This is a genomic window from Pseudobacter ginsenosidimutans (genome assembly GCF_007970185.1).
Lineage (GTDB): Bacteria > Bacteroidota > Bacteroidia > Chitinophagales > Chitinophagaceae > Pseudobacter > Pseudobacter ginsenosidimutans.
The window spans coordinates 7,480,450-7,493,477 of sequence record NZ_CP042431.1; the positions used below are offsets into that span (position 1 = coordinate 7,480,450).

Here is a 13,028-nt window from a genome sequence, read left to right on the forward strand (position 1 = left end):
CATGCAAAAGAAAAACGATCATTTCAAACCCTTGTTCCTCCTGCTGTTCACAACAGTAAGCCTCTTCGCACAGGCCCAGAAAAAATTCGAGCTTAAAGGAAAAGTGTCCGAAAGGGACGGACAACTGGTACAACTGGTCCGCGATTATTATGGTAATGCCTCCGTGCTGGCTACTGACACAGTTCGCAACGGTCAGTTCCATTTGTCCACTTCTGTGGAAGAGATCATTCCTGTGTATGTAACTATCCGTGCAGGTAAACAGACCAGCAGTTTCAGTGTGATACTCGAACCCGGAAAAATGAATTTCATTCTCTATCCCAGTGGCCGCAAAGCTGTTACCGGTGGCAAATACAACAAGCTGCTCTTCGGTTATGAGTCGCAACCCGAGTTCATCAAAGCAGATGATGCCATGCGCGCAAACCAAAAGAAGGGACTGGAAAATATCAAAGACCCGCAGGAAAATTATGAAGCCATGCAGGTGTTCCTGAAAAGAAATGAATTGAGAAGTTACCATCTCCAAAAAGTATTCAACACCAGCAAGGACCTGCGTACACGGGTAATGGCCGCAGTGCTGGAAGAATTACAGCCAGACAGGCTCAAATCCATGGAGCTGGTGAATCAGGCAGCGCCTGTGCTTGGAGAGAATAGTCTGCTCATACAGACTGCACGCAAAATGAACCAGAATCAGGAAATGTCTATCAACATGCGGAAAGGCAGGATGAATGGTCAGGCATACATCGATTTTACTGCAGCCTCTTTGAAAGGCGACAGTGTACAATTGTCGAAATTACTGGGAAGCAACAAATACACACTGCTGCAGTTCTGGGCATCCTGGTGCGTTCCCTGTCGTCATGAGATCCCCTTATTGAAAAAACTGTACAACAGTAATCAGGAAAAAGGTTTCGGAATAGTAGCCTTTTCGCTGGATGAGAATAAGTTCGCCTGGACCAAAGCTTCGGAAAAAGAGAATTTCGTTTGGCCGAATATTTCCGATCTGAAAGGATTTACCAGTAATATCATCAAACAATACCAGGTATCAGGCATTCCCGCCAATGTGATCATAGATCAGCAGGGAAAGATCGTAGCAAGCAATCTCGTGGGAGATGATTTGGAGAAGAAGATCGAAGAACTGATGAAATGATCCTGTAAGGATTGAAAACTAAAAAACGGCCTGAGCCCGGTTCATCACCGGTTCAGGCCGTAACACTTAAAACAGATAAGAGCCTTATCAAAAAGAATATCGTACAGTTACTCCATAGGTACGTTGATCGCCCAGTACAGCAGCATACTGACCTGCATTACCTGCAGCAACCAGCAATTGTTCATAGTAATCTTTGTTGAAGAGGTTGCGGCTCCAGGCGAAGAACGACAATCCATTCAGCAGGCGAAAACCAGCCCTGACATTCGCGATCGCATAACCATCAACGTAGAGGTAAGCTGAAGAAGATGGACTGGAGGAGAATTTGGAACGATAAGAACCATCGAATCCAAAAAAGTATTTTCCATTTTGTCCGATGATCTTTTTGGGATTGGTAGACAATTCGCCGCCCAATGATCCTGCCCATTTGGACACGCCGGGCAGCTCGCCACCGGAAATATCCTTGAATGCTGCAGCGCCTCCTGTTTCTTCCAGGGGTACCGGTGCATTCTTGAAGGATTCATACTTTGCATCTGTATAAGCCACGGCGCCGTAGAAGGAAAAATTATCATTGATCCTGTAGTTGGCATCTAACTCTGCCCCATATACGCGCACTTCTTCCGCATTGGCGAGATAGCCACGGTTCACGCCTACTTCAGCAGTTTGCACCTGCGTTTGAAAATCCTTCACCTGTGTATAATGCACAGCCAGGTTCACTGTAAGGCCTCCCAGCGGGTGCGTTTTGGCGCCCACTTCATAGTGTGTTACTTTCTCCGGAGCGATCTGCGCCAGATCAAGCATTGGCTTGCCAGATGCTGTAGGCAAACCGCCGAGATTCACACCAATCGGTTTGTAGCTGGTAGATACAGTAGCAAATGTGTTCACCTTGTTGGATAAATTATACTGTACAGTCAACTGACCGGAGAAATTATTTTCATCAACATCCTTTGTGAATGCCTGGTTGGAATACACAAGGTTCTTCAGAGCGATGAGTGCAGGATCATCGGTCTGCAAACCACCATAGGTCTGACGATCGTAATCCACTTCTTTTTTGTCGTAGTTCCAGCGAATTCCGGGAAGGATGTGCAGGCGGTTGGTGATGGCCCAGTCGATCTGTCCAAACACCGCGCCACCAAAGCTTTTCAGCCTGGATTTGGTTTTGATGCCAAAGCCGTCGAAGAGACCCGGCGTTTTCCATAATTCGCTGGTGGTGCTTTGTGAAAAGCGCCACTGCGCTGACCCCGATTCTTCTATATGCACAGGATCCGTCTTCAGGTCCTGCCCGATAGCGAATACACCGATCACACCACTCAGACGATTTGAGAAATTACCTGCATAGCGGATCTCCTGCGTCCATTGCTTATGTTTGGAAGTTGCCTGTGACAAAGACAATACAGCAAGACCGGTGAAGTCGCGGTCATTGGACGGGTCCCAATTCCAGTAACGCCAGGCAGATGTGGAGGTGAGCGTTCCGTTACCAATCTTCCAGTCGATATTTAACGATACGCCGCCCAGTTCATTGCCTGATCTCCAGGTGGTATTGTGATCGATCACACGGTCAAATGCATTTCGGCTGGGCAACTGATAATTGAGGTCTGCAATGATCTGATCAAACTGACGGTAGGCGGCTCTTTTAGTGGTTACAACGCCTGCGAGCACCTGCGCATAACCATCAGGGTGTTGCTCAGAAACATCACCCGTGAGCGTTATATTGAGGTTCTCGGTTGGTGTGAATAATAATTGTCCTCTTACACCCAGGTTGTTCAAAGTATTTTCTTTTTTTCCCGTTGCCACATTTTTCAATACACCATCACGGTGTGTGCCGGAAAATGAAATGCGGCCTGCCAGTTTGTTTTTGATCAGCGGGCCGGTCACCGATGCTTTGGATTGAATAAAACCAAAATTGCCGTAACTCGCTTCAAAGTTGAGACCTGTAGTGAAACTGGGCTTTCGTGTAGTGATATTGAAAGCGCCGGCAGTAGTGTTCTTTCCGAACAGTGTGCCCTGCGGGCCGCGCAGCACTTCAATCTGTTCAACATCGATAAAATCAAGTGTGGTGGCTGCAGGACGTGCATAATAAACACCATCCACATAAAATCCCACGCCGGGATCGATACCATCATTGGTCAATCCAAAAGTAGAACCCAACCCGCGGATATTGAGAGTAGTATTCCTGGGGTTGGATGAATACAACTGTACAGTAGGAACCTGTTCCTTCAAACGATTCACATTGAAAGCGCCTGTGGCTTCCACTTGTGCCCCTCCTACAACAGAAATAGGAATGGGAACATTCTGTGCAGACTCGATACGTCTCCTTGAAGTGATCACCACTTCAGTAAGGTTGTAATCAACGGACAAAACAACATTGAGCGGTGATGCAGGATTATCACTGATCTCCACCTCCTTGTTGGCAAACCCTGCAGCGCTGAAACGAAGAATAAAAGGGGGCGCTTTTTTAGAGGTAATAGAGAAGTTACCGTGACCATCAGCAATAGCGTAATTGCTGGTTCCGCGGATCAGTACGGTTACACCAGGTAAACCTGCGCCTGTACTGTCTTTTACCCCCCCCGTCACAACATACTGAGCGGAAGCGATGGCGGCCAATAATAGCATCGGCAATAACAATTGGAGTTTCTTTCTCATAGCAAATAAGTATTCCGGGTTAAAAGTTTTGAAAACGAAATCGTTGGTGACACTGAAAAGCAAAAGACTAACACTTGGGAGAGAGGCTTCCCCAACAACAGAAGGAACAACAACAGGTGCGTGCAAAAATCATTAGTCTATCAAATTGGTAGACAAATATATTTAAAGTTTCGTTTCCGCAATAGTTTCACTAAAAAAAATTGGGAGAAGAGAGAGAAAATAGCTGTAATTGCAGTATCCAGCCGGCATAATTGCCGGCTAATCAATCAGTTCCTCTGAAGTAAAAAAAATGAATTCTGCAATGCCTCCGAACAGCATTCAATACTCCTTTTGACAATTCTCACAAAAGAAAGTTCTTCTTTTTGTTTTGCCCAGGTGTGCTTTATGCAGTGGGATCCTGCAGCGTGGACATTCTTTTTTTGTATGTACCTGCCAATGTTTTTTAAGCACATATTCCTTTTTCCATTTCAGGAAATCGAAAGCATATTTCACCACTTCCTGAACCAGTTCCTTTCTTTTCTTCGCAGGGAGGTGGCCCGTTTTACTGGCGGGATGTACGCGGATGCGAAAGAGGACTTCGTTCTTGAAAATATTTCCTGCGCCAGAGAAAATGTGCTGATCGAGGATGGCATCGCAAACCAGCATATCAGGAACTTCTTTCAATTTATCTAATGCCTTTTGATCGCTCCAGGATTTGTTCATCACATCAGCGCTCCAGTCGTAGACTTCATCCAGTGGTTTTTCGATCAGTTGCACAGAGCAGGCGTAGAAATTTACTTCGCCTTTGGAGAATTGAAGCGTCAATCGTGGTTTGGCAGTCTTGCGTTCATTGATAAGATAAGAGCCGAAGAGGAGGAAATGGATCCGCACTGTGAATTTCGGGAAGCAGATGAGGAAATGTTTACCCCAGGTTTTGAAAGTGACAGTTTTGTTCTTCAGTATTTGCAGATCGAATGCTTTTGAAGAACCGGCAACGGCCAGTACTTTTTTCCCCTTGTATGGATCAAGGCTTTCTTTGAGAATAACAATGGAGGGTCCTTCCGGCATATGGGAGCTGTTGCAAACGACGGGCCATGGTGAAATGAAAAAAAGAAAAGCCCTGCAATGCAGGGCTCATAATATTTTTGACGATTCAGGAGAGTGCTCCGGACCTTTGTTATTTGCCAAACAATCCGGCCAGGTTATCCAGGATCCCGCCTTCTTTATTTGAATCGTTGTTTCCTTCGGTTTTGTTTCCACCGATGGCAGCAGTCAGATCATTGAAGTCTGTTTTTCCATCTTTATTGATATCCAGGCTGGATGCGATATTACCCAGATCGAAACCACCGCCGCCCTGGCCGCCGGTCAAACTACCAAGGATAGACGAAAGATCAAATCCGCCGCCGCCGGACTTATTGAACAATTTGCTGATGATCATGGGCAGGATTGAGCTGGCGAGACCACTGGCCTGAGCTCCGCTGATGCCCATCTTGCTGGAAAGATTGCCGGTCAGATCAGACATTACATTTTGCACTACCGGGTTGTTTTCTTTAGCAGCATCGTTTCCGGAAAACATGCTCATGATATTGGCCATTCCGCCATTGCTCATGAGGTTTTGGATGCTTCCAACAATGGATTCACTGGCAATATTGCTGACTACTTCGTTCTGATCATTGGGAACATCGGGGTTTTGCTCAACAACTTCCTGGGATGTTGATTTGATCATTGACATTAATTGCTCCATCATAGACGTACTTTTTAGTGAAATGATGGTGTATGTTAAGCTAAATTTCCGGAATTGAAGTTAAATTTTTTGTTACGTGTAAGTTCATTTATGCCAATAATCCGGCAGAACTGTCAGAATTATTGGGTATTTACTGTTCCAGCAATTCCAAAACCCCTTCATTCCTGATGATCATCATCCCCTGCCTGTCTTCCGTTACCCCTTCTTTCAGCTGATAAGGATACTGAGGTCGATGCCCATCCATAATGGTTGGCATGTACCGGAATTGAATATTATGCAGGCCTTCAAGAGAGGCCCCCACTTCAATAATATGTGTTGAAACGATGAATAAACATTGCGTATAATCCGCAAATCCTTCTATAACTGCGAGAGTTCCATCATAAGCATCCTTCACATTGGTGCCTTTGAACAATTCATCGAACATCAATAACAAACTTTTGCCGCTGGCGGCGGCTTCGGCAGCTTGTTTCACGCGAACCACCTCTGCATAAAAATGGCTATAGCCCAGACCAATATTATCCGCCACATTGATACTGGAATACATGCCTTCCCTCACTGAAAACTCCAACCGCGAAGCAGCTACCGGAAAACCCATATGCGCCAGGTACATGCCGATCCCTACTGATTTCATCAGGGTAGACTTACCTGCCATATTTGCTCCCGTCAAAAAGATCATATTGCTGTTTTTATCCAGCAGCAGGTTATTACCCACAGCTCCATCCAGATTGGGATGACGCAGTCCTTCAGCCATAAAAACATTCTCTGGTGCCGACAGAGCTTTCGCATATCCGAATCCTTTGTCGAGGGCCACTTCACTCACTGCGATATGAACATCCGATTCATAAATGAATGCTAAGATATCTTCCAGTTGCTCATGCAGCCTGCCTTTAAGCAAATGATCATACATAGCGAGCAGCTGTAAAGGCAGTGCCTGGTAAATATCGGTATTGTATAAGCGCTCAATCAACTTATCTGATAGTATTGCTTTAATAGCTGACACCCTTTCTGCATATGGAAATTCCGGATGCGGCATTGAATTCACGAATATATAGCACTTATTAAGCGTTACGATGGTGGCCTGCAACCCCTGCACCATTTTTTTATAACGTTCATCGCGTGTAAGAGAGCTCAATAACTTTTTCAGCACCGTTCTTCCCCATACAAGCACAGTATTCCGGCTGGTTCCGGAGTCGAGGTACTCTTGCATGAGATTCACCTGCTGTACATCAAAAGGAAAAGCAAGGCGTGCATTTTGATGGAATCTGAATATGCTGCTTCGATCATTGATAGCAACAGCATCCGTCAACGGATAACGGAACATATTATCCAGCAACTGCTCTCCTCCTCTTGTTCTCACACGATTGAACAAATGATATACGGAACCCTGCCTGAATTTTGCCAGCAGGTTCAGTTCTTCTATTGTTTGTTTGTCTGTATTGAATTGCATGATGATGATTGATGGTGTACCTGTTTTGATAGCAGCCGGGTCTCCGATCCTGCATTTTTCTTTCCATGTTTCAAGATCTCGAGAATGCCTTCATTCCGGATAATGATCATGCCATGCCGATCATCGGTAATGCCCTTTTCCAACCGATAGGTATACTCAGGGGTATGTCCATTCATCCGGGTGGGCAGGTACAGGAATCCTATATTTTTCTGAGACGCAAGGTCCTCTCCTGCTTCCACAATATGAGAGGAAATGATGCAGAGACTTTTATTATGCCTGGCAAACCCTTTGATCACAGCCACTGTAGCTTCATGTGCATCTTTTACATTGGTGCCCCGAAACAGTTCATCAAATAAAATGAAGAATGATCTGCCGGTACTCAATTCCATTGCCATCTTCTTCACCCGTAACACTTCAGCATAGAAATGACTGGCGCCAATGCCCAGGTTATCCGGCAGGTTGATAGTGGTATAGATTCCATCCATCACCGAAAACTCCATCAAACCTGCTGCTACCGGAAAACCCATATGGGCAATATAAAGAGCTGTGCTCAATGCTCTCAAAAAAGTGGATTTCCCTGCCATATTCGCACCGGTCAAAAAGACAAGGTTACGTGATGCATTCATGGTAATATTATTACCCACCGGCTCTTTCAGTGATGGATGATATACATTTTCCAACCTGAGTATTGCGCTGCCTTTATCAAGCGCCTTTGGAAAAATGAACTTTCTCTCTTTCGCTGTTTGAGCCACCGACACATACATATCGAGATAGTAGATATGACCCAATAGTTTTTCCAATGCTGCTTTTGCAGTAGCACGGAATAAACCATCATAGGCCGTAACAGCTGCATAAGACAGCTTACTACCCTGCTGCTCCCTGAGCACAGGCGCAAATGCAGGATCGGCCAATAGTTCAGCAATCTTTTCCCTTTCGTTTGAATAAGCTATGATTCCCTTTATCTCGCTGCGCTCAATAAACTGTTTCGAAAGCCGGATGATCCCGATAATCGCCGCAACACCATTCCTGATCTCCTTCTCACCCGGAGCCACACGGTGATGACCCGATTTTCCATTGTCTTCACTGAGCGCCAAATATTTTTCTGTAGTATCGAATAAAGAAGCATGCCAGGGGAAACGGATATCAAGCCGTGCAAATGCTTCAATAATATTACTGCGCCGGTTGATCGCTTCTTTTTCTGAAAGCGGATTGCGGAACAACTCTTCCAATACAATTTCTCCTCCACGGGTATGAGCATGATTGTAGATATCGTAAATACCCTTACCATTTTTTCTCCCGAAAATGCCAAGGTCATCGATGGTCTGCTCATCTGTTCTTAATACATTCATGTAATGATTATTTTCGCTTTCTTCTGATCAATAAAATGGTCCCGGCCAGCAGTAATAATCCGGGCAGCACCCATTTCAGTACGATCTGCTGTTTTTTTGCAGCAGATTCTGAAAGTCGCAGCAGTTTGTCCTCAGCCGGTATTTTAGTCATGTAAACAGGAAATTCATTATGCCCCAACCAACTGTACACCGACATCAAAAAGCCCGCATTGAATACAGCACCCAAACGCAGGTTACTGGCATAATCGGCATCGCTTGTTACAACGATCCGCTGGTCTTTATCATTTATTTTCCTCGTTAGTTGAAGCCCTGTGACAAAACTATTCTCCCTGATATCTCCTTCGGCCGGACTTAACGGCGGAAGTGTGGAATCGATGATCAGCTCTCCTGCCTTCAGCCAGGTTTTACCCGGGCTTGTAGCCAATAATACCCGGGCCTTGAATACACTGTCCTGCCTATGTGAAATAGCGGTTACCCCCGGCATCAGCGTCCTGATCGTATCTCTTCCCGGTGTGAGGGATTTCATTACCTGCTCCAATCCCTTGTATAGCTTACTACTCTCAGATGTGATATAGGGGTTTACTTTATCAGGTGTTTCATCAAAGGAGGGCTGTACCAGCTGGCCATTCATCAATTGCACACCCAACTGCTGCAATACAGGGTTCAGTACATATTGCTTGCCAGGCTTGCCCATAAAAAACATATTGCCACCCGCATCTATATAGTTCCTGGTCTTCTGTTGCACCACTTCACTCAATTCCATTCTGGGATCTGCCAGCACAAGAGCAGTACAATTCGCCGGAACATCCTGCAGTGAAAGATTTACGGTATCCACATCATATCCTGTGTTCACCAATGAACCACGACTAATTTTTGCAGCCGAATGAAAGTCGAATTCCCGCTGACCTGTTTTGCGAATGCTGCGCTCCAGTTCTCCTGCAACAAAATAAACAGCAGGGATTTTCTCCGGTTCCAGCAATCGTTTGAACGCAGCGGCAAAATTGCCGGCATCAGGCCAGAATTCAGGATCAGGAAAAGTCCTGAGGAATTCCTTTCTGCCGCGGTATTTCAGTTGCATCACCAGCCTGTAGCCTTCGGAGCGAAGATCGATGAGCTGATGCATTTGCTCAGGAGATTTGTAGCGCGACAAATCATCATCCAATGACTCAGCTTTGATACCTGCTATCTTTTCAAGAGAAAATCCAGGTGGATATATTTTATACAAACCACTGTCTGTGGCTATCGCATCATTGTCGTAGTAATACTCATAACGGAACTGAATATTTGGTTTGAACCGTATAATAGGTTCCCATAATGCGAGGTACTGATCATTGCGGGCTTCGGGCATTCCTTGTTCAAGCCCCTCTCCCAGCAGATTGGCGTACAAAGTTACCTCCAGTGTACTATCGCCCATGCCTTTGATCAACTCCTGCAGCTGTTTGGATATCGTATTGCGTTTGGTAGCTGTAGTATCGAACCAGGCCGTCAATACAGGACGTGAACTACAATAACCAATCACGAGAGAAACGGCCATTACAGTCAGATATCTTCCCCATTTTACATACCAGGCACGGCTTTCTCTTTCCGACCTCAATCTTATCAACGTAAAACCAACAAACATACCACTCACCACTAAAAAATAGATCAGGTCCCTGGTAACGATCAGTCCACCCAATAATTTGTATACTCTGTTCTGCAGCGATAGAAAATAAGTGAGATCCCTGATCAGATCATACCGTTGCCACAAACTGCCAATGTAAGTCAGAAAGAAAATAACGATGAATGTTCCAAGCGCGGATATAACCTGATAACTGCTCAGGGAAGACATGAATAAACCAATAGCTGAGTAAGCACAAAGCAACAGGTAAAAGCCCAATGCTGCAGATAACAATAGTCCATAATCCACCTGTTCTATCGTGAAAGCTCCTATTAGCATGAAGAACACCAGTGTACCCACCAGCATAAGGTTGAACAACATGATCCCCATGTATTTTCCCAGCACGATCTGCCGGAGGCCAACAGGCGAAGAGTGCAGTAATTTTGCCGAACCTGAAAGGGCATCGCGACTGATCAATCCCATCGTTAAAATGGGGATGTACAGATATAGATTTCTAACTGAAGTGGTGAAAAGTCCGGACTTAACAAACATGCCCCAGGTCAATCCCCCTCTCCTTTATAGTTCGGACTATTCTTCATCATGATCTCCTGCCAGTTGGCTGTTCCATAAACAGCTTCTGCATATAGGATGGCAGATTGCACAAAAAATACCACTAATACAAACCAGGCTATCGGAGAGAAGAACAGATAACGCCATTCGTTCTTCGCAATTTTATATATGATCCTCACGGTGATTAAGTTTATTTTCTTTTTCTTCTTACCAATAATATCGTTCCTGCAATCAGCATCATGCCAGGCAGTATCCACACATACAATTTCTTTTGAAGGGTAGCCCATGGAAGACTGGCCTTTATATCATTGTCTGGTGGGGGCGCCGGAATGGGTGTATAAACAGGAAATTGTTGATAGGTCAACCAGCTAAAAAAATATTCGCTGAGCTCAGACATACCTGAATTGCTGATTATATCAGCATCCCCGCTTACAATGATGCGTTGCTCATTTCCACTTAGCTGTCTTGTCAACTTGATTGCAGTGGCTAATGAATCGAATCTGAGATCACCTTCGCTTGCATTGAAAACAGGAGCAGCAGAATCAGTAACCAGCTTACCTGCCTTCAACCAGTTGTTTTTAGGACTGGCCCTGGTAAAGGGTTTGGTTAGGAATAATGGAGCTGCAGTGAAACCACTATCGCTGATAACAGCTACAGGAGTTGAACCAGCCATTCCGATCACAGACATATCTTCGGGATAAAAATTATTCTTCCATAATAGTTTTAGCTCCCTGAGAAAATGATGATTGGCCAGATCGAAAAAATATGGAGTTGAGTACAATGTTATCTTATCTGCAGTTTCATTGGGATCAACCTGCACCAGTTGCCCTGGCATCAATTGCACACCCAATGATTGCAACAATGGATTCAATACATATTGTTTCTTTGGCTCTCCCAGGATCAGCATATTGCCGCCATTATCCAGGTACTTTCGTAGTTTGGAAAGCACCACAGCACTCAGGTCCATTTTAGGATCTGCCAGGATCACAACAGATATATCGGCAGGAAGATCATGTGTTGACAAGTTGGTGGTGTCAAAATCAAAACCAAGGTTCACAAGATGATATTGCCCTGAATATTCCCGCTCCCCTTTTTTAACAAGGCTGCGTTCCAGCTCTCCTGTAATATAAGAGAGCTTCGGCATCTTCGTTCCCAGCACCCGTTTGAATGCTGCATTGAAATAGGTTTGATTGAGGACATATTCCATCTCATTCAATTCAGCGGGCAATACGCGCAGAAAAGTTTTTCTCCCCCGGTAATTCAATTGCATCACCGATCTGTAACCCTCGCTCTTCAGGTCGATTATTTTTTTGATCTCATCGGGAGATTTAAAAAGAGCACTGTCCAGTCTCAACCCTTTTGCCAGGAGTCCGGCAATCTGTTGTTCTGTTTTTCCAGGGAACCGCCTGTACAATCCACTGTCACCGGGAATCATGTGATAATAATATTCATAGCGGAATTTGATATCCGGCTTGAAACGGGTGTACTGTTCCCATGTATCCAGGAAAGCATTCCGGCGGGCAGGTACTACACCAATCGATCCCGAGTTGATGAGATCGAACAGGTTGGTATACATCGTTACCTCCAGGGCACTGTCTTTCATTGCATGAACGATCGCCTGAGTTTCGGGCCGGATCGTATTCACCTTCCGGGCTGAGGTATCCAGATAAGCGGTTATACCTGTACGTGATCCAACATATCCTATCAATAACCCAGCTGCGATAACGCCCAGATACCGGGCCACCCGCACATACCACACCCTCCTTTTCACACCATCACTTAATTTCAGTATGGTGAACACAACAAACAGGGTGATGATCACCAGGTAGTAGAGCAGGTCCTTGCTCCTGATCAATCCTTTTATCAGCCAGTCGATGCGGTTATTGATGGAAAGGAAATAAGTGAGGTCGCGCCAAAAATCATATTCCTGCCACAGAGTACCGATTATTCTCAACCCGTAGAGTACGGTAAAACTGGCGATGGCCGCTACGATCTGGTAACTGGTTAGTGCCGACATGAAGAAGCCGATAGCGCTCAGCGCACACAGCAAGAGATAAATACCCAGTATGGCAGATAATAGCGGACCATAATCCAGCGATACGATATCTGCAAAGCCTTCCACCACAAAAATGCCCATGATCAATACAAAGAACAGGTTGAAGAACATAATCCCCAGGTATTTGCCCAATACGATCTGGCGAATGCTCACAGGCGACGAGTACATCAGCCTGATTGTACCGCTATTGAACTCCTTATTGATAATTCCCATGGTAATCAGTGGCACATAGAGGTAGAGGTATTGCAGTATATTGGTAAAAACATCAGGAAATACCTGTCCGGTCAGCGATAAAACCCTCACGTTTGCCAGCAAATAGAAATAAGGATTATAGAGCATATCGTAATGGAAGCTCTGCGTCAATATAAAAAGTGAGCTTGTATAAAAGAACCCACACATCACCATGAACACGATCAGCGTAACCCATGCCACCGGAGAGTAGAACAGATCACGCAGCTCATTAATTGCTATTTTAAGAACAGTCCTCATTCAAGTAGTTTTGAAA

General features: G+C 45.1%; 9 protein-coding genes. 1 reads left to right on the forward strand and 8 read right to left on the reverse strand.

Annotated elements, in window-relative coordinates:
• Position 1 precedes the first annotated feature (1 nt).
• A complete protein-coding gene (locus FSB84_RS29330) occupies positions 2-1,141 on the forward strand; it encodes a TlpA disulfide reductase family protein (protein ID WP_130544011.1) in 1,140 nt (379 codons plus the stop codon).
• A gap of 87 nt (positions 1,142-1,228) precedes the next feature.
• Here the strand turns inward: FSB84_RS29330 and FSB84_RS29335 are convergent, their stop codons facing one another.
• The 8 genes from FSB84_RS29335 to FSB84_RS29370 form a co-directional block, all read right to left on the reverse strand.
• A complete protein-coding gene (locus FSB84_RS29335) occupies positions 1,229-3,781 on the reverse strand; it encodes a TonB-dependent receptor (protein ID WP_130544012.1) in 2,553 nt (850 codons plus the stop codon).
• Positions 3,782-4,099: 318 nt separating this feature from the next.
• Entirely contained in the window at positions 4,100-4,828 is a 729-nt protein-coding gene (locus tag FSB84_RS29340; protein WP_130544013.1) for an endonuclease, read from the reverse strand.
• A gap of 109 nt (positions 4,829-4,937) precedes the next feature.
• Positions 4,938-5,486, reverse strand: a complete 549-nt coding sequence (locus FSB84_RS29345) for a hypothetical protein (protein ID WP_130544014.1) — start codon at positions 5,484-5,486, stop codon at positions 4,938-4,940.
• 148 nt (positions 5,487-5,634) lie between these two features.
• The gene (locus FSB84_RS29350; RefSeq protein ID WP_130544015.1) at positions 5,635-6,951 is read right to left on the reverse strand and encodes a MutS-related protein; all 1,317 of its coding nucleotides are present in this window, start codon (positions 6,949-6,951) and stop codon (positions 5,635-5,637) included.
• A complete protein-coding gene (locus FSB84_RS29355) occupies positions 6,921-8,300 on the reverse strand; it encodes a MutS-related protein (protein ID WP_130544016.1) in 1,380 nt (459 codons plus the stop codon). Before FSB84_RS29355 ends, FSB84_RS29350 begins: the two co-directional genes overlap by 31 nt.
• Positions 8,301-8,307: 7 nt before the next feature.
• On the reverse strand, positions 8,308-10,449 hold the full coding sequence (locus FSB84_RS29360; RefSeq protein ID WP_147122427.1) for a Gldg family protein: 2,142 nt from the start codon (positions 10,447-10,449) through the stop codon (positions 8,308-8,310).
• 8 nt (positions 10,450-10,457) lie between these two features.
• The gene (locus FSB84_RS29365) at positions 10,458-10,646 is read right to left on the reverse strand and encodes a hypothetical protein (RefSeq protein ID WP_147122430.1); all 189 of its coding nucleotides are present in this window, start codon (positions 10,644-10,646) and stop codon (positions 10,458-10,460) included.
• Positions 10,647-10,657: 11 nt separating this feature from the next.
• Positions 10,658-13,012, reverse strand: a complete 2,355-nt coding sequence (locus FSB84_RS29370; RefSeq protein ID WP_130544018.1) for a Gldg family protein — start codon at positions 13,010-13,012, stop codon at positions 10,658-10,660.
• Positions 13,013-13,028: the final 16 nt, after the last annotated feature.

What these genes read in the sequence shown, in the direction of transcription:
- FSB84_RS29330 (WP_130544011.1), top strand. Translation starts at nt 2, where the DNA reads ATGCAAAAGAAAAACGATCATTTCAAACCCTTGTTCCTCCTGCTGTTC.
- FSB84_RS29335 (WP_130544012.1), bottom strand. Translation starts at nt 3,781, where the DNA reads ATGAGAAAGAAACTCCAATTGTTATTGCCGATGCTATTATTGGCCGCC.
- FSB84_RS29340 (WP_130544013.1), bottom strand. Translation starts at nt 4,828, where the DNA reads ATGCCGGAAGGACCCTCCATTGTTATTCTCAAAGAAAGCCTTGATCCA.
- FSB84_RS29345 (WP_130544014.1), bottom strand. Translation starts at nt 5,486, where the DNA reads ATGATCAAATCAACATCCCAGGAAGTTGTTGAGCAAAACCCCGATGTT.
- FSB84_RS29350 (WP_130544015.1), bottom strand. Translation starts at nt 6,951, where the DNA reads ATGCAATTCAATACAGACAAACAAACAATAGAAGAACTGAACCTGCTG.
- FSB84_RS29355 (WP_130544016.1), bottom strand. Translation starts at nt 8,300, where the DNA reads ATGAATGTATTAAGAACAGATGAGCAGACCATCGATGACCTTGGCATT.
- FSB84_RS29360 (WP_147122427.1), bottom strand. Translation starts at nt 10,449, where the DNA reads ATGTTTGTTAAGTCCGGACTTTTCACCACTTCAGTTAGAAATCTATAT.
- FSB84_RS29370 (WP_130544018.1), bottom strand. Translation starts at nt 13,012, where the DNA reads ATGAGGACTGTTCTTAAAATAGCAATTAATGAGCTGCGTGATCTGTTC.